Source organism: Bacillus sp. T33-2, from assembly GCF_002860205.1.
Classification (GTDB): Bacteria; Bacillota; Bacilli; order Bacillales; family Cytobacillaceae; genus T33-2.
Genome location: NZ_PGVB01000037.1, coordinates 1 through 17,111 on the forward strand (window position 1 = coordinate 1; position 17,111 = coordinate 17,111).

The window sequence follows — 17,111 nt, forward strand, 5'->3', positions numbered from 1 at the left end:
AGGAACGGATATAGCTTCCGATTGTTTTGCTGGTCCGCTTGAGGATGGCGGCGATTTCCTGGTCAGATTTCCCCATCAGGTGCAGACGAATCGCCTGGTAACGTTCATACATACGACGGGTTTTTTCGCCTTTAAGTCTATTTTCAACCTCTTGTAATTCGTCAACATTGGATTTCATGACATTTCACCGCCCATTCAGGATAAGTCTCTATTTCGACGGGTGATATGCAAAAATCCTTCTGAATTACGAAGAAAAACTTAAGTTCAATCTATATAGCTCAAACAGAAAAATTTATTGCTCTCCTGCCCAGGCAGGGGAGTTTTTAATTAAGGATGGATTGCATACTTATGAACAATGGGTCATTTTTTGCACCCGGATTTCCACTAAATACGTTGTGACAAACTTGTCAAATTTTCGACAAAATATTTCAACCGTTTTAGCAGGAATTAGGCAGGGTAAACTAGAAATGTATTTACATAGCCTTTACAAAAGGAGGATCTAACTTATGAATTATAACATTCGTGGGGAAAACATTGAGGTAACTCCGGCAATTAGAGATTATCTTGAAAAGAAAATTGCCAAGCTTGACCGTTATTTTACAGAATCACCGGATGCAAGTGTAAACGTGAACCTGAAAGTTTATCCTGATAAAAAATCCAAAGTGGAAGTAACGATTCCAATGCCAAACCTTGTCCTCCGCGCTGAAGAAGCTAACGAAGACATGTACGCTGGAATTGATTTAATTACTGATAAATTAGAGCGGCAAATCCGCAAGCACAAGACAAAAGTAAACCGCAAGTTCCGTGAAAAAGCGAATGTGAGGGAATATGCACCGATCTTCACCGAGGTCGACCAGCATGAGGAAGAAGAAGACCTGGAAGTTGTCCGTACAAAGAGCTTCGACCTGAAGCCAATGGACAGTGAAGAAGCCATCCTGCAGATGAACATGCTCGGCCACAACTTCTACGTCTTCACAAACGCCGAAACGAACCGCACAAACGTGGTCTACAAGCGTAAAGACGGCCGGTATGGTTTGATTGAAGCGCAATAAACCAGTAAGCAAAATGATGCACGCAAACGCAGTCCTATATAGGGCTGCGTTTTTCATCTTTTTAACAACCATCCAGTTTTGCACAAAAGTCTGAGCGTTATTTGGTCTCTACTTCGACAAAAAACACGCGTATATTATAGTTAAAGAAAAACGTACTTTTTTGCACAAATGAAAGTGCAAAGGAGGTAACTTGCAATGGCTTTAGATCAACGAAGTAGCGCAATATTATCACATCTGGTCCAGGCTGACTCGTATGTACCTGTGAAAGAACTGGTGGATAAATTCAACATTTCACGGCGAACTATTTATTACGATGTTGAGAAGATTAATGGATGGCTTAAGGATAACAAGCTTCCGCTGGTCAGTCATGTAAGGACTGCAGGTTTTTACCTCGATAAGTCTGCGGCTGAAGCAATCCCTGAAATGCTTGGGAAATTGAAAGCGTGGCAATACGAGTACACCACAAAAGAACGAAGGGCATGGCTTGCCATTTATGTAATGGCAAGAGAAGCACCATTATTTCTTGAGAACCTTATGGGAAAAACGAGGGTTAGCCGAAATACGACTATTGAGGATTTAAAGTGCCTAAAGGACGAACTCACTCGATTTCAACTGCAGCTTGATTTTGACCGGCGGGATGGTTACATTGTGCGCGGGGAAGAGGAGGAAAAGCGAAAGGCAATTGTTTTTTACTTGCAGCATGTCATTTCAGACAAGCACTGGCAAGTGAGTGGGCCAGTAATTCCTGTTTTTCTGAGTAATGGTGGGGATGAGAATGCCCAAGGTGTTTGGGAATTTGAAAAACTAATGGCCATTGAAAAAATTCTGGCTGAGAGTGAAAAAGAATTAAATATCCAATTTACTGATGAATTTGTTCAAAGCCTTGCGTTTCGTCTGATGTTGTTCGCCCGACGTCTTTCCAGGGGAAAAAGGGTAACTATTGATCCGGTTGAAAAAGAAGTACTGAACGAATCAACAGCATATCAGGTAGCTCAGAGAATCGCCGGCAAGCTGGCAATCCTTTTTGACATCAATTTTCCGAAGGATGAAACCCTCTATATTACAAAGCATCTATTAAGTTCACGTATTCAGTTTTCGGAACATTCAAGCATTGATATGGATGATGCACACAGGTTGGATGAAGTAGTTTCAAAAATGGTGACAGATTTTCAAAGGTATGCCTGTGTCGTCTTCCAGGATCGTGTTGAAATGGAAAAGATTCTTCTCATGCACGTTAAGCCTGCATTTTACCGTGTGAAATATGGTCTTGAGGTTGAAAATAATGCAACTGAAATGATCCAGAGGAAATACAACGATATCTTTTTAATTACCAGAAAAGTCATACATCACTTGGAGGAGGCTGCCGGGAAGGAAGTTAACGACAATGAAACAGCATTGATAGCTGCCCATTTTGGTGGATGGATGAGAAAGACTGGTGCAAAACCAGCGATACGTAAACGTGCACTTGTTGTTTGCACCAAAGGTGTAGGCACGTCCAGATTACTGCAACAGCAGCTTGAAGGTCTGTTTTCAACGATAGACATTATCGGAAGCGTATCACTGCGTGAGTATGAACAATTTGACTATGATGCTGACTTTATCTTTTCCACGATTCCACTGGACGGTAAAGATAAGCCGGTTTATGTCGTCAGCCCGATTTTGACGGACGCAGAAAAGGAAAATCTTCTGAAACAAGTGAACATATCGATGGGTACAACCACAGAGCAGAGGACATCAGTTGAAGCACTTATCAGCATCATGAAAAAGCATGGACGAATAAATGACCTTGAATCGTTGAAAAAAGAATTGAAACAATACCTTTATCAGCCAGCTCCTATGGTTATGGCAGCACATAAGCCATCTTTATGTGATCTGTTGCAACCGCAGAAAATCCAATTTATCGATGAGGTGGCTGATTGGCAGGAAGCCATAAGAATAGCAGCTCAACCGTTACTGAAAGAAGGATCCGTTACAGAAAAATATATTCACGCCATGATTGAGTCCATACAGAAAATGGGTCCGTATGTCGTCATCGCCCCAAAGGTGGCCATTCCACACGCACGGCCGGAAGATGGTGTTAATAAGCTTGGGATGAGCTTGCTGAAACTGTCACACGGGATACCATTTTCCAAAGCAGGAACACATGATGTTAACTTGGTCGTCGTCTTGGCTGCTATAGACGGTGAGGCACACTTGAAAGCACTTTCACAGTTGTCAAAGATGCTTTCATGCAGTGAAAACATCGAGCAGTTGATCAAAGCTGAAACTCCTCAAGTTATGCTGGATTTTGTCAATGCCTATTCAGTCTAGAAATAAACAGGTCACGTAAATTGTACAGAGAGGATTTTTCACCATGAAGTTTTTAGAAAAGAATATGGTAGCACTGAATTTGGATGTATCATCCCCAGAAGCTGCAATCAGGGCTGCCGGGCAATTATTAGTAGAAGCGGATGTGGCAGAGGAGAAGTATACCGATGCCATGGTTGAATCCTACCAGAAGAATGGCCCTTATTTTGTTCTTGCACCGCAGATAGCCCTTCCGCATGCCCGTCCGGAAGACGGTGTAAAGGAGGCGTCAGTAGCATTTGTACGGCTAAAAAATCCGGTAGTTTTCGGAAACCCTGCAAATGATCCAGTAAAATTTGTCTTTGCACTTGGTGCTTCCTCAAGCGGGGAACATCTTAAGATTTTGCAAAAGCTGCTGGAGCTCTTGAACATCCATGAAAACATTGAAAAACTTGGTACTGTAAATTCCTATGAAGAACTGAACCAAATTATGAGGGGGAAACAATGATGAAAATTTTATGCGTGTGTGGACTTGGACAAGGAACAAGCTTGATTTTGAGAATGAACGTAGAAACAGTGTTACGTGATCTCGGAATTACAGCAGATGTGGAGAATACGGATGTGTCATCTGCCTCAAGCATGGCTCCAGATTATATTATCACCAGCAACGAATTGGCCCAGACTTTGGCAGGCACCACGGCAAAAGTCATCGTAGTCAATAATTACTTTGACCTTGGCGAAATCAAGGCATCACTGCGGAGTCAACTGACTTAGTAATAAATAAAAATGGGGGAAAGAAAATGGAAATAATCAAATGGGTTGCAACAAATGTTTTTGGTACACCTGCGATTCTTCTCGGCTTTATCGTACTCCTTGGATTGCTGCTTCAAAAGAAAAACTCCAGCCAGGTTGTCAGCGGCACTTTTAAAGCAATTATTGGTTTCTTGATAATCGGTGCTGGTGCCGGCGTTATTGTAAACGCTTTAATGGTATTCGAACCGATGTGGAAGGAAGTATTTAACCTAAAGGGAGAGTCACTAGGCAAGTTCATGGGCCAGGAAGCTTTTAACGTCAAATATGGCAGTGCCGTAACTCTTGCGATGACGTTAGGATTCCTTATTAATGTGCTTCTTGCAAGATTCACAAAGTTTAAATACATCTATCTGACTGGCCATATGATGTTCTGGACCACAACCGTCTTTGCGGGGATTGTTGTACATTCTGTCGGTGACGTTTCTTTTGGGAAACTAGTAATATTTTTATCTATCTTGATGGGGCTATATTGGACCCTTCAGCCAGCTCTCACACAGCCATTCATGCGTAAAATCACTGGTAACGACAACATAGCGCTTGGGCATACATCTGCATCGGTTGCATTGCTTGCTGCTCTTGCAGGCAAGGTTGCAGGAAACAAGGAAAATGATTCTGAAAAAATCAAATTGCCAAAAGGCCTAGAATTTCTGCGGGACTCCAACGTTATCACAGCTTTGACAATGGGGCTTCTTTTCCTGATTGGTGCGATAATCCTCTCTACGAAAGACACTGAGGCAGCCAAGGAACTGATAGCAAAATCAGGCGAGCAGAACTTTATCATTTATTCTATCATTCAATCATTTACCTTCGCCGGAGGAATTGCGATCGTGTTGCTCGGTGTACGGATGTTCATTGGGGAAATCGTTCCAGCCTTCAATGGGATTGCGACTAGATTAGTTCCTGGTGCAAAACCTGCGCTTGACTGCCCGATCGTATTCCCTTACGCGCCGAATGCCGTAATCCTCGGTTTCGTAGGTGCATTCGCAGGGGCAATAATCTGGCTTGTTGTCTTGGGCAACACGGTAAGCTATGTGTTCGTTCCAACGATGATCGTTCTGTTCTTCCATGGTGCGACAGCTGGTATTTTCGGTAATGCGACAGGCGGTGTGCGTGGTGCTTTGATGGGCGGATTCATTACTTCGACAGTTGTGGCATGGGGCCAATATATTATGGTGAAAATGCTGATCTCGAACACTGTTCCTGATACTGCGATGTGGGCGGCAGACTCTGACATGTTCATTCTCGGCCCGGTCGTAAAATTCCTTGCACATTTATTCTTTTAATCTAGTACAAGTAAAAGGGCATTCCGATGCCCTTTACTTTTTACCATTTCATCACTTCGTTAATTCACACCACAATTTAACAAAAAACATGGGGGGGTTGCCATCATGAGTTTTATCCGAACATTGCGCGGGGACATCATGCCCGAGGAATTAGGATTTACGTACTCTCATGAGCATATCATCTGCCGTCCTGCTTTCTGGGAGGAAAGAGGCGAAAATGACCTGTTGCTTGATGATGAGGAAAAGTCCAAGAAAGATGTTCTTGATTTTAAGCAGCACGGTGGAAAAGCTATCGTCGATGCAACAGCAGTTGACTATGGCAGGGATGTAAAAGCTGTCAAGAAAATTTCTGATGACCTTAATATTCATATTATCGCGACTGCTGGTTTTAATAAAAGCTTTCTATGGGATGCGAAAATCAAAGACGACTTAAAACCGATCATTGGGGATTACTCCACTTATACCGACTGGATTGATTCCAAAAGCATAAATGAGCTGGCAGATTTTGTCGTGAGTGAAGTGGAACAGGGCCTTGAGGCCACAACATTTAAAGCAGGACAGGTGAAATTCGGGACAGGCTACAACCGAATCACTCCATTGGAGGAAAAAACGCTGCGGGCAGTGGCCCGGGCCCACCATGAAACAAAAGCGCCACTTCATTCCCATACTGAAGCGGGAACAATGGGCCTTGAACAAATAGAGCTTTTAAAAAGTGAAGGTGTGGACCTCTCGTTTATGAGCTTCGGCCATATGGATCGAAATCCTGATCCTTATTATCATGAACAAATTGCGCGGACAGGTGCATACCTATGCTTTGATGGCATTGGGAAAATAAAATACGCACCCGAAAGTACGAGGATAAATTGCATCCTGGAGCTCGTGAGGAAGGGTTATGAAAATCAAATATTAATCAGCGGTGACACGGCTCGTAAGTCCTATTACAAACACTATGATTATGGTCTGGGGCTTGAATATATAATCGCCAAGTGGGTTCCTCGTTTTATTGATGACGCAAACCGCCAGGGGTTTGACGGCACCGCCCTTGTACATAAATTCTTTATAGAAAATGCAGCGAGATGCTTCAGGTTTGCAAAATAGGGAGGAATGACTTTGAAATTTCAAAACGAAAATTCCTTTGAGGTGAGAGCCAAAATTCAAACAGTTAAGGTAGCTATCCTGCCAATCGGTGCGGTAGAGGCACATGGGCCTCATTTGCCGCTGGGCACGGACAATTATCTGGCCGAGAGACTGGCTGAAAGGGTGGCCAGTAAAACTGAGGCATTTGTATTGCCTACATTGCCGTACGGACAGGTATGGAGTCTTAAAAATTTTCCGGGAAGCATAAATATCAGTAATGAATCCCTGGTCAGTTTTTTATTTGACATGGGAGTGAGCCTTTATGAGCAGGGATTCCGTGTTTTTGCGGTAATTAATGGCCATCTGGGCAATGCCCCAGCCTTGAAGGAAGCGGCGCGGAAACTATATAGCAGGTATCCGGATTTTAAGGTTCTTTATCTCTTTTATCCTGGAACGAAACGAATTACGGAGGAAGTGCGGGAAACAAAGTCTTCACATGCTACATACTTTCATGCGTGTGAAATAGAAACATCATACATGCTGTACCTGGCCGAAGAATATGTTGATATGTCCAAAGCGATAACAGATATACCACATATCCCACTCATTGCAGACGTGAAACCTACACCTTGGGAGGAATTCACCAATTCGGCTGTGCTGGGGGATGCAACGCTTGCTACGAAAGAAAAAGGTGAAAAAATAATCGAAGTGGCCATTGAAAATATGGTCACATTGATTGAAGGTGCTAAAGATGAACTTAACAGATCTTAATAAACTTGCTGACTTTTTACTCTTTAACTTTTTGGCAAAGGACAGGCAAAATGCACAGGACATTATTGAAGCAGGTGACGGATACATCGTACCCGGCATAGTGGCGTCCGATTTCCAGTGTATTGAGGATGCAATCAACAAGGTTAAAGAATTGAAGGAAGTGGCCCCTGTCGTAAGCATCGGCTTAGGTGAGGGGGGAAATCCGGCTAACTGGGAAAAGGTATTGAAAATATCGGCTCGTTCCAACCCAGGCCATATTAACCAGCCGTTTGATAAATCAAGCTACTCCAGAGGTTACTTGCAGACGGTGGGTGCGGAACAGGTTGTGAATGGGCTGGTGGCACCAGCTGGAAGAATCGGCTATGTGAAACTTGCCGCAGGCATAGAGTTAAAAGCTGAAGAACTTGTTACACTGGCCATTTCAATGGGGATTCAATCCATTAAATTTATGCCTTTAAACGGCTTGACGCATTTAGAGGAACTCGTCTATTTAACAAGTGTTGCCGCAGAACAGGGAATCATGGCAATTGAACCAGCTGGCGGCATTTCATCGGCCAATATTGCAGAAATAGTGAATGCTGTCCGCAACACTGGAATCCCTGTCTTCATGCCGCATATTTTCGGATCGACGATAGACAAAGCATCTGGCCGCACGATACCGGAGGAAGTCGCAAACATAATGCAAAGAGTGAGGGGATGATCAATAATGCTTACTCAATACTTTGAAAAAGCAGTAGAAAAAATAAAATTGGTTGAAACAAACGAAAAAGTAAATTTGCAAACAGCGGCTGAAAAAGTGGCGGACACCATCCGCAACGGGGGCATCGTCCAGCTGTTTGGCTGCGGGCATTCTCATATCCTGACTGAAGAAGTATTTTACCGTGCCGGAGGCCTTGTCCCTATTAAACCGATATTTGTGGAACCGCTGATGCTTCATGAGGGAGCATTAACATCTTCACATTTAGAGCGGCAAAATGACTATGCTGATCGTTTTCTAAAAGAACAGGATATTCGGCAGGAAGATTTGGTGTTTGTATTATCAACTTCAGGGCGTAACCCGGTTCCAGTTGATGTTGCAAATGCCGCCCGGGAAAAAGGTGCATATGTGGTTGGTATTACTTCGCTGGAGTATTCCCAAAGCCAGCCTTCGCGCCATAAAAGTGGCAAACACCTGTATAATTCTGTCAATCTTGTGATTAACAACTACTCAGCAAAAGGAGATGCGGCACTTTCTTATGACAAAGTGGACGTGCCGTTTGGCCCAACATCGACCGTGGTTGGTGCTGTCATCCTGAACGCCATCTTTGCCGAGGCTATTAAGCAGCTGGCTGACAACGGGGATGAACCGCCAATCCTCCTCAGTGGGAATATTGATGGGGCAGACGACCATAATAATTTGTTGATAGAAAGGTATAGACACAGGATAGCGTTATTATCGTAAATCGCGTCATAAAATGATAGATTATCGCAATGTCTCGATAAGCTGGATCCAACCGCACAGTCGTTCCGAAGCGCAATGAAATAATGATTGTTCCAGCCCGCAGCCAAATATTAGCTGCGGGTTTTATTATTTCAGGAGAAGGATTTTTACAACGGATGTCGAAATATATCGATCTAGGAGGAGATATAAATGACATTTTCAATTGTTGGATATGATCCGAAAGAAAAGGAATGGGGAATTGCGGTCCAATCGAAATTTCTGGGAGTAGGTGCCGTTGTTCCATTTGCAAAGGCTGGAGTTGGCGCGGTCGCCACACAGTCATATGCCAATACAGCTTACGGCCCTCAGGCCCTTGAATTATTTGCACAGGGGAAGTCAGCTGCTGAAGTGCTGGAGATTATCACCAAAGATGATCCTGACAAAGAAATGCGCCAGGTCGGGCTGATTGACGCATCAGGCAATGCCGCTTCGTTTACAGGTACATATTGTTACGACTGGGCAGGCGGGGTGACAGGCGAGAACTTTGCCGCACAGGGGAACATCCTTATTGATGAAAATACTGTTCAGGCAATGGCCCGGACGTTCACGGAAACAGAAGGAACACTTGCGCAAAGGCTCCTGGCAGCCCTTGATGCCGGCCAGCAAGCAGGAGGGGACAGCAGAGGCCAACAGTCCGCTGCGCTCCTTGTCGTCAAGGAAAAAGGGGGCTACGGCGGCTATAACGACCGGCTGATCGACTTGCGTGTCGACGACCACCATGAGCCGATCAAAGAACTGATCCGCCTTCATGGGCTGCAGCAACTCTACTTTGCGCCGTCAAAGCCTGAGAAAGTAGTTGCGGTTGAAGGGGATGTGAAGGATGAGCTCGCGGCGAACCTGCTGAGGCTTGGGTACCTGCGACAAGAGCAGACGGGAACTGAAGAAATATTAAAAGCGTTCACAACCTATATCCATACCGAGAATTTCGAAGAGCGCGAGCAGGAGCAGGGTAAGATTGATTTAGAGGTTTTGGAGTTTATGAAGAAGCAGCTCTAAGCATGGAGAAAAAAACTGAACCGGAGCCCGGTTCAGTTTTTTGCGTTTTAACAATCATTTTTCCCAGAACCTAGTGTGCGAAACGAGGAAGCCCGGCATCGCTGCCGGGCTCTCCATTTTATTCAAAAATCGCGTTGGACAAAATGCGGAACAGGTAATCAGTATGATGACGGAACCCTGCTTACAGTCTGATCATTGTGACATCTTTATCCTGTGACAATTACCGCCTGGCCCCGGGCGTTCACCCTTTTGTTATTTGAATAGAGATCGTTCCAATACCCCGCTATAAAGAATTCGGTGCCACTTGCAAATGTGGCTTCAACCACATCTTGGTATTACCACACCGGGCGGTAGACAAACCCGAGGTCTTCCTTATTGTAGCTGGCGGTCATATTTTTACTGATATAATTACTCAGTGAAACGTGATTTTGCATATATGGGTCTAATTTATTTATATATGGGTCCAATCACCATTTTTATGGGTCTAATTTTAAATTTTTGGGTCAAAAATGTAATTTATAGGTCTATCAATCCTTATATTGCCAAATAAGTGATTTTAATCCTCCGGCCTGTAATACACTCTGCCTTTATTTTTTCCGGAATGTGGCAGATTCATGGATATAAGCAATTTTTTCGCGGTTACACGGGATGAGATATGGAGGAATTGGCGGAGCCCGTGATTGGTGATGGAGGAATTGATTAGAAGAAAGTAATCATTTAAGGCCTGGATGTGAGCATCTTTGCAAAAAGCCCGGCACTTGGGGCAAAACCAGGTTCCTCTTTTGCGGATCATCGGCAAATAATTGCAGGAGTGGCACTGCACCCCAGATAAAGTGTCCTTTGGGTTGATACCGAAACTTTTTTGAATATTTATTTCGGGCGGGGTATGGCTTTTTACCAGAAGCCGTTTCAGTTTGCGGATTTCGGTTGGGGTAACAACCTCATTTGGGTAGGTTTTCTGAAATTCATTTACTTTTTTTAACATGTTACGTGAATGGCAAACCCTGCGCTTGGCCTCCGGGTATCCCGGCGCTTTAATGATCGTTTCAGGATTAGTGATAACTACCATATACTCGATAGGTAATTGCGGTATGTTATGTTTCTTGAGCCATTCAAGAAGCTCGTGCTGTTGCCTTTGGACCTGTGCGAGAGGGTCAGGGTAGCCTTTGTCTTTTTCATTGGAGGTACGGATTACCTGGCCAAAATCTTTATCAAAAAGTAAAGTTCCAGAGTAATTTTTTGACTCGATGATCATTGCAACATGGGAGCAAACGAGCAGAGTATCAATCTGGAAATAATCCTGGCCATTACTCATCCGAAGGTCATGAAAAATTAAGAAGTTTTTTATCGGCAGTTTTTTTAAATAAAAATCGAGAGACTCCTCCCCCTTAAAACCTTTTCGTCTAGATCCCAACTCGTTTTGGATTTGCGGCCGCTTCGGGTGGTTGGCGGGAAGCCTCCTCATCAACGTTTCAAGTACCTGGATGCGCAATGGGATCGTTCTGTTTTTTACAATCAAAAAAATCACTCCTTAAATATTTCGTTTAAACAAAGTAACTTCTGCATGAATCTTAAACTTGTGGGTTGAAGGGGTCTGGTATAACTCAAAAATGAGCTGTCGTCCAAATTGATCTGGCTATTGGAAGCTGAAAAAAGATAAGGGAGCAATTACCTCTTAACTGAGGGCATTACTCCCAGAAGTTCTTTTTCATACTGAACCAAACTAACAGATCGTTATGGTGCAGGTTTTAATCTTTTTGGTGCATGTGATGCACCCATTGATTGCTTGATAAAATCTGATCCCGCCGGTTCACTGCTGTGGCATGAAGAGCAAGCCTGTTGATCTCCGGTCGGATGTCCTGTTATTGGCTGATCTGCCCCATCTTTTTCAGGCAGGGCTGGTGACCTTTGATACAGGTCAGTCGTGCCATTGTGGCATTTTAAGCAGAAAGTTCTTTCGTTGGATGCATTCCATTCTGATCCGGCCGTTTGATATTTATCAGGGTCTGAAGGCGGCTTGTTTCCTGGATTTTCTCGTAGCATTTTTAAGTTGTTGGAGCCATGAGTTTCGTGGCAATCAGCACACGGCAGGTAACCCGCTGTCTGGGTAATGTCCCCTGCAGTGAAGTAATGCCCGGAATCAGTTGTTTGATTGTAATATTTTTGTATATCTTTGAACCTTGGATCTTCTATTTCTTTTTCTATATTATGGCAGGTAAAACATAGGGGCTCATTTTCGTCCAAGGATAGTTCTGTCCATAGCTTCTTGTCATAATGATTTACCTTGTTTGTGTCCGCATTTTTTACGAACACTGTGTTGTTATCATGGCATGACTCACAAAGGATATTATTGCTATCCTGTACACCTACTCCTGCTGCCTCAGGCTTTAAAGATTGATCATGATCATAAACGTAATGATCCTTTAACAGGTTCGGATTTTTCGTGGTCCAATCCAGGTGCGGGTTGTGACAATTGGAACAAGAACTGACTTCTGAGTCGTAGTCAAAATGTGTATGCTCTTTATTCCAATTATCAGGCTGGTTGATTCCTAATGTCCCATCATGGCAGGCTATACAGTAGTTTTGGACTCTAACCCCATCTTTGTAACTAAACTTGCCGCCTTCCAACTTTCCTTTATCTGCTACATGTGTGCTGTGGCAATTTGCGCATGTGTTTGTGTTCGTCATGTAACTTCCGTGAGGGTTTTCGGTTGGATTTTTAGTATCACCCGCAGTAGAAAATTTGATAAACGTTGGAAATACCCTGTTCCCATCGCTATCCGTTAAAAAAGGATTAATATAGACGTAATATGTCTTGCTGCTGGATAGGGATGTCAGAGAAAAGGTGCTTGTAAATTTACCAGGTTCGCTTATCGTTGATTCAGGAGTATCGACAACATTTTCTCCGTCCTGGGAGGTTACGATTAAACCGAAGTTGTCGAGAGATGCTGAGTTATCTTCAATGGTAACTTGGATCTTTGACTCCAGCGGCACTCTTGCCATATCTTCAACTGGCCAAGGATTAGGATCGATCGTTGCGGGCGGGATGATCTTGATATCAGTAACAATTGGCCTTTGCGTATCACCAACCGGCTCTGCCATGGTTTGAAAAGACTCTGTTTGTGACGGAGCATCCTGGCCTGGTTCTGGTTCAGATGCAGGTACAGGGTCAGGTTCGGTCGGTACAGTGTCCGTATAGCTTTCGGCAGGTGCAACCTCAGTGGGTACGGTGGCTGTAGATCCTTGTTCCTCTGGAGTGGGGGAAGGAGTAGTGGTTTCCGATTCGGTTGTTGCCGTAATTGTACTATCTGTGTTTGATAACGCAAAATTATCAGGAAAAGGGAATAGGGCAGACCCTAAAAAAACGGTAAAAGCAGCACAATATGAAATTAACGAATGTTTAATCGTTTTTTTCAAACCAGGTCATCTCTTTCCATGTATCATTCGTAGAAGGCTTTTTGATTTATGTAAATAGCAAGGTATATACATATTATAACTGTGAAAAAATAAGCAAAGTGCTACAGAAATTATATATTTTTTGACATTTTAATGCAGGGTGGAATAATAAAAACAAGGCAGTAATATTCCTATTACCACCTTGTTTATTAATCTTATATCTCTCTAGGGGCTAACAAATAGTGGGGCTATTTGTTAGTCTTTTTTCATTTAGTTGCCGGGAGTTAATCCACCTGGCATCGGATCGTCGGAGTCGTTGCCATAACCCGCATCATTTCTTAAACCTTCAGCATGTGAAGAAGTATGACATCCCCAGCATACAGACATGTTAGTGAAACGCTTCAGAGCAGAAGACGGTGCTTTATCAAGCATGTAAGCTTGAGCATCTGTCAGGTTGGCGAATGTTCCATCGCTTACCAGGTCTTGTGCTGTTTTACCTTCCGCATCCTTCATAACAGTTACGTCAGTACCGTGTGCAAAGTGGCAGCGAACGCAAGTATAGCTGTCAGAAGTTGTTGTATGGCGGTATGCGTGGCTGTAAGCACCTGTCTCAGAACCAGATTTGGCAAGATAGTCTGTGTGGCAGGCAGAACAGAAGCCAGACATTACTACACCCTTACCAGCCCAAGCTCCCCCTGACCATAGCTTTGATACATCAGTTTTAGTGACAATCGGATCTGCATAGTTTGGATCATCAGAAACATCCAGGTCCACTACATAGGCACGTGCTACATCACCGACAGTCACGGCGTCAATGAGCGCTGTTTTCCCAGCAGGGGAACCGATCCAGTTGTTAGCCTGGCGAATATCCTGGCTCTTTTTCAAAGGATATACAATATCAGCGTCCATATAAATGGCTTTTTCATCTGCGCCATCTTTTGTAGCCCAGAACGCAGTGTCATACACTTTGTACGTATGTGTTGCATCATATGTTCCAGTGTACACCCATGGGTTTGTATCTACAACATATGCAGTACCATTCCATTTATATAGCTGGATGACAGTAGCGCCAGCCCCTAGTCTTGGGAAGTTGGCTGCTTGTGCTTCAGAAATGTTTTTCGTTCTTACAGCGATGAAGTCATCACCTTTTGTTGTTGGGATAGCGGTGGATTCTACTACATCGACATCGACTAATTTTTGACCAGTTGGATTTTCAGCAGATTTTACAGTCGTTGCGATACCGTTTGGATTAAAATGCAATAAACGGTCGCTGTAAGATCCGTGCGGTGCATGGCAGCTTGCGCAGGTGAACTCAGCAGACCATGATCCATGGCCGTCTTTGTTTCCACCTGGAGCGGCTTTGATGGAAACAGCCCCTGTTGCTAAGTGGACAGACATATTCCCAGATTCTGTTCCACCAAATGTACCTGCAGACTTAGAACCGCCTTCAAACACGTTATAAAAACCTAAAGTTCCGTCATGGCAGGCAGTACATGTTGCATATACACCGTTTTTAAATAAGAGGTTCTTAGAAGCAGCGGTGTGCGTTTGGTGGCAGCTGGCGCATGAGTTGGTGTTATTTGCATACTCCCCGTGTGTTTTATGGGTAGTTACAGAACCATCTTTGTTCTTCATTCCCCCTGATTTGATAACAGTAGAAAAGTTATCAGTTTGGCCGCCGACGCCAAGGCCGGTCTGGTTGGCGTTTGTGATGCCATTATCATGTTCCGCATCTGTAGCAACACGGTCAGCGCTCACTTCTCTGTTGAACTCCGGACCACCTGCTGTCATGTAGAAAATAGTTTCGGAAATTGTTGAACCATCTGCTTTAACAGCAACAATTTCCCATTCCACTGTGCTACTGTTTGCCAATCCATCTACTGAATAGCTCATTTGGCCGTCAGCAAGAGTAATTTCTTCTGGTTCTTGCCCCGGTACATGCTTGAAAAGTTTGTAATCAGCTGCAGGTGTGTGACTACTATCTTCTACAGCTGCCCAAGTAAAGTCCAAATGTCCGTCGCTACTGTTCCAGGATGTTATCTCTGGACCGGCCGAAGCAGCGAAGGCGGCTACACTCAGCATCCCAACGAGTATTAACGATAATACCATTGAGAAGCCAATTTTTAGCTTACTCATTTTGCAAATCCTCCCTTGATTTGTCTCTTTCGTAAAGCTTTCTAAAGCAAAATGTAATCCGCTACTTCCAGGCATCACCTCCTTTAAGGATCGAAAAGGGAGTTTAATAGTAAACAGCAATGCGCTGGTTAAGGGTGTCTGTAATGTACACCTGGTCTTTATCGTCGACGTACAAGCCGTTAGGGAGGTAGAACTGCTCGTTTCCGTCGCCCATACCACCAAATTGGAATACTTCCTTTCCATCTTGATCAAATGCGTAAACATAATGAGTCAGGTTGTTTACGACGTACAAAATTCCTCTTGAATCCACTCCAATACCACGTGGATTCACGAAAACAGAAGACCCTTTTCCATCTTTAGAGCCATTAATGGTGCGTACATATTTTCCGGTTTTATCATATTGCAGGATTCGTTGATTACCAGAATCAGATATATAAATATTGTCACTATTGTCGACTGTGACAGCATTTGGTGCATTGAAAACGTCTTTGTCATCTACACCCTTGGCTATCTCCAATAGTTTTTTGCCGTCAAGGCTGAACACTAACAATTTATTGGATTTAATGTCTGTCACATATAGTTTTTCGTCAAAAATCCTGATACCGGCGGGAGTGTTGATTGACTTTGCATTTTTATCCTGCTCTTCGAAATTTCTAATGAATTTCCCTTTTTCATCGTGGATTGAGATGACGCCATTATATAAATCGGCAACATACACATTGCCTTTTTTGTCTCCGGTGATGCCGTATGGGAACTTAAATTCCCCATTGCCTGACCCTTCCTTCCCAAACTGGAAAATAGGGGAGCCGGATCCGTCGAAAACCTGAACCTGTTTGTTGTTAGTATCTGTTACGTATATAAACTCGCCAATTTTCGCTACGTCCATCGGCTTATCCAGTGATTTCTCAAAATCACCGTTGATCATCTGGCTGAACACAGGAGGGCCATCGCGATCAACAATATTTCTGGCTTTTTCAACTTTAGACTGTAAACCAAAAAAATAAATGGCCGTGAACGCAGCTATCGTCAAGGTTACGATGGTACCCATCCATATATAAACCGTCTTCTTTTTCAAGGGTTCCAACTCCTTTTGCTTTAGGATTAATCTTTGGATGCAATCCGGTCAAGTGCTTCTAGTGCAGGTTTGTATAATGGATCGTAGCTTAAAGCTTCTTTATAGATTTCCTCTGCGGCATCTTTCTTTCCCTGGGCTTCCGCCACCCGGCCAGCCTCGAAAATGATGTCTGTATTGCCCGGCATTAATTTGTCTGCCTCTGCCAAAGTTTCGCTTGCTTCCTTATACATTTTTAAATTTCTGTATGCCATCCCTTTTAAAAGATGTCCTTTGTAATCCCTTGGAGAAAGTTCAGTAGCTTTCATTGCATTTTTTAAAGCATCGTCATAACGTTTTTCGTCGTTATATACAATCCCTAGGTTTAAATATGCGTTGAAATTCTGTTTATCTAAATCAAGGGCAATCTTGTATTGTTTGATAGCTTCTTCGTTTTCCTCATTTAAAAAGTACGCATAGCCAAGGTCAACACGGGCTTTTGAATCGTTCGGTTTTAGGTCCACTTGGTCTTTTGCGTGTGAAAGCCGCTGCTTTACCTGATTTTGATCAATATCGGACCAAAGATACTTGTCGCTGATCATATAAGCGGATGATACACTGATTCCTAAAGTTAAAAGCAGTATCAATGCACTCTGCCACCATTTAAAACGATCGTTTTTCTTTTTTTTTGGGGATGGTGCTTTTTCGATTTCTTCTTGAATACTTGATTGTGCCTCCATAAGAACCCTCCTTACGATTGCGTTAATAAC

At 43.5% G+C, this 17,111-nt stretch carries 16 protein-coding genes; 10 read left to right on the forward strand and 6 right to left on the reverse strand.

Going from position 1 to position 17,111, the window contains the following annotated elements:
• A partial coding sequence (locus CVD19_RS25970; protein WP_441296231.1) for a terminase gpP N-terminus-related DNA-binding protein occupies nucleotides 1-178 on the reverse strand: 178 nt, incomplete at its 3' end.
• 328 nt (nucleotides 179-506) lie between these two features.
• On the opposite strand from CVD19_RS25970, the gene hpf reads away from it, so the two are divergent.
• The 10 genes from hpf to CVD19_RS21165 all read left to right on the forward strand — a co-directional run bounded on the left by hpf (nucleotide 507) and on the right by CVD19_RS21165 (nucleotide 9,758).
• Nucleotides 507-1,052, forward strand: a complete 546-nt coding sequence (gene hpf / locus CVD19_RS21120) for a ribosome hibernation-promoting factor, HPF/YfiA family (protein WP_101585163.1) — start codon at nucleotides 507-509, stop codon at nucleotides 1,050-1,052.
• A gap of 195 nt (nucleotides 1,053-1,247) precedes the next feature.
• Nucleotides 1,248-3,362 (forward strand): BglG family transcription antiterminator, encoded by a 2,115-nt coding sequence (locus CVD19_RS21125; protein ID WP_101585164.1) that lies wholly within the window; start codon nucleotides 1,248-1,250, stop codon nucleotides 3,360-3,362.
• 43 nt (nucleotides 3,363-3,405) lie between these two features.
• The gene (locus tag CVD19_RS21130; protein ID WP_101585165.1) at nucleotides 3,406-3,846 is read left to right on the forward strand and encodes a PTS sugar transporter subunit IIA; all 441 of its coding nucleotides are present in this window, start codon (nucleotides 3,406-3,408) and stop codon (nucleotides 3,844-3,846) included.
• Nucleotides 3,846-4,112 (forward strand): PTS sugar transporter subunit IIB, encoded by a 267-nt coding sequence (locus tag CVD19_RS21135; protein WP_101585166.1) that lies wholly within the window; start codon nucleotides 3,846-3,848, stop codon nucleotides 4,110-4,112. The genes CVD19_RS21130 and CVD19_RS21135 overlap by 1 nt, the downstream gene beginning before the upstream one ends.
• Before the next feature lie 26 nt (nucleotides 4,113-4,138).
• A complete protein-coding gene (locus CVD19_RS21140; RefSeq protein ID WP_101585167.1) occupies nucleotides 4,139-5,434 on the forward strand; it encodes a PTS ascorbate transporter subunit IIC in 1,296 nt (431 codons plus the stop codon).
• A gap of 105 nt (nucleotides 5,435-5,539) precedes the next feature.
• On the forward strand, nucleotides 5,540-6,532 hold the full coding sequence (locus CVD19_RS21145; protein ID WP_101585168.1) for a phosphotriesterase family protein: 993 nt from the start codon (nucleotides 5,540-5,542) through the stop codon (nucleotides 6,530-6,532).
• Between the two features lie 12 nt (nucleotides 6,533-6,544).
• Nucleotides 6,545-7,282, forward strand: a complete 738-nt coding sequence (locus tag CVD19_RS21150; protein ID WP_101585169.1) for a creatininase family protein — start codon at nucleotides 6,545-6,547, stop codon at nucleotides 7,280-7,282.
• Complete coding sequence (locus CVD19_RS21155; RefSeq protein WP_374702915.1) at nucleotides 7,254-7,982, forward strand: KDGP aldolase; 729 nt, start codon at nucleotides 7,254-7,256, stop codon at nucleotides 7,980-7,982. Before CVD19_RS21150 ends, CVD19_RS21155 begins: the two co-directional genes overlap by 29 nt.
• A 6-nt stretch (nucleotides 7,983-7,988) precedes the next feature.
• Complete coding sequence (locus CVD19_RS21160) at nucleotides 7,989-8,723, forward strand: SIS domain-containing protein (RefSeq protein WP_101585171.1); 735 nt, start codon at nucleotides 7,989-7,991, stop codon at nucleotides 8,721-8,723.
• A gap of 189 nt (nucleotides 8,724-8,912) precedes the next feature.
• Entirely contained in the window at nucleotides 8,913-9,758 is an 846-nt protein-coding gene (locus tag CVD19_RS21165) for a DUF1028 domain-containing protein (RefSeq protein ID WP_101585172.1), read from the forward strand.
• 556 nt (nucleotides 9,759-10,314) lie between these two features.
• Here the strand turns inward: CVD19_RS21165 and CVD19_RS21170 are convergent.
• From CVD19_RS21170 to CVD19_RS21190, 5 genes are all read right to left on the reverse strand, one after another.
• Complete coding sequence (locus CVD19_RS21170) at nucleotides 10,315-11,277, reverse strand: nuclease-related domain-containing protein (RefSeq protein ID WP_101585173.1); 963 nt, start codon at nucleotides 11,275-11,277, stop codon at nucleotides 10,315-10,317.
• A gap of 215 nt (nucleotides 11,278-11,492) precedes the next feature.
• Nucleotides 11,493-13,175, reverse strand: coding sequence for a cytochrome c3 family protein (locus CVD19_RS21175; protein WP_101585174.1), 1,683 nt, complete (start codon nucleotides 13,173-13,175; stop codon nucleotides 11,493-11,495).
• 249 nt (nucleotides 13,176-13,424) lie between these two features.
• Nucleotides 13,425-15,290: a cytochrome c3 family protein gene (locus tag CVD19_RS21180; protein WP_219620112.1), complete on the reverse strand. Its 1,866-nt coding sequence runs from the start codon at nucleotides 15,288-15,290 to the stop codon at nucleotides 13,425-13,427.
• Nucleotides 15,291-15,393: 103 nt separating this feature from the next.
• Nucleotides 15,394-16,365: a 6-bladed beta-propeller gene (locus CVD19_RS21185; protein WP_101585175.1), complete on the reverse strand. Its 972-nt coding sequence runs from the start codon at nucleotides 16,363-16,365 to the stop codon at nucleotides 15,394-15,396.
• A 26-nt stretch (nucleotides 16,366-16,391) separates the two neighbouring features.
• On the reverse strand, nucleotides 16,392-17,081 hold the full coding sequence (locus CVD19_RS21190) for a tetratricopeptide repeat protein (RefSeq protein WP_101585176.1): 690 nt from the start codon (nucleotides 17,079-17,081) through the stop codon (nucleotides 16,392-16,394).
• Nucleotides 17,082-17,111 lie beyond the last annotated feature (30 nt).

Excerpts from the sequence above, each read along its gene's own strand:
- CVD19_RS21160 (WP_101585171.1), top strand. The coding sequence starts at position 7,989 with ATGCTTACTCAATACTTTGAAAAAGCAGTAGAAAAAATAAAATTGGTT.
- CVD19_RS21125 (WP_101585164.1), top strand. The coding sequence starts at position 1,248 with ATGGCTTTAGATCAACGAAGTAGCGCAATATTATCACATCTGGTCCAG.
- CVD19_RS21190 (WP_101585176.1), bottom strand. The coding sequence starts at position 17,081 with ATGGAGGCACAATCAAGTATTCAAGAAGAAATCGAAAAAGCACCATCC.
- CVD19_RS21165 (WP_101585172.1), top strand. The coding sequence starts at position 8,913 with ATGACATTTTCAATTGTTGGATATGATCCGAAAGAAAAGGAATGGGGA.
- hpf (WP_101585163.1), top strand. The coding sequence starts at position 507 with ATGAATTATAACATTCGTGGGGAAAACATTGAGGTAACTCCGGCAATT.
- CVD19_RS21130 (WP_101585165.1), top strand. The coding sequence starts at position 3,406 with ATGAAGTTTTTAGAAAAGAATATGGTAGCACTGAATTTGGATGTATCA.
- CVD19_RS21180 (WP_219620112.1), bottom strand. The coding sequence starts at position 15,290 with ATGAGTAAGCTAAAAATTGGCTTCTCAATGGTATTATCGTTAATACTC.
- CVD19_RS21140 (WP_101585167.1), top strand. The coding sequence starts at position 4,139 with ATGGAAATAATCAAATGGGTTGCAACAAATGTTTTTGGTACACCTGCG.
- CVD19_RS21135 (WP_101585166.1), top strand. The coding sequence starts at position 3,846 with ATGAAAATTTTATGCGTGTGTGGACTTGGACAAGGAACAAGCTTGATT.
- CVD19_RS21145 (WP_101585168.1), top strand. The coding sequence starts at position 5,540 with ATGAGTTTTATCCGAACATTGCGCGGGGACATCATGCCCGAGGAATTA.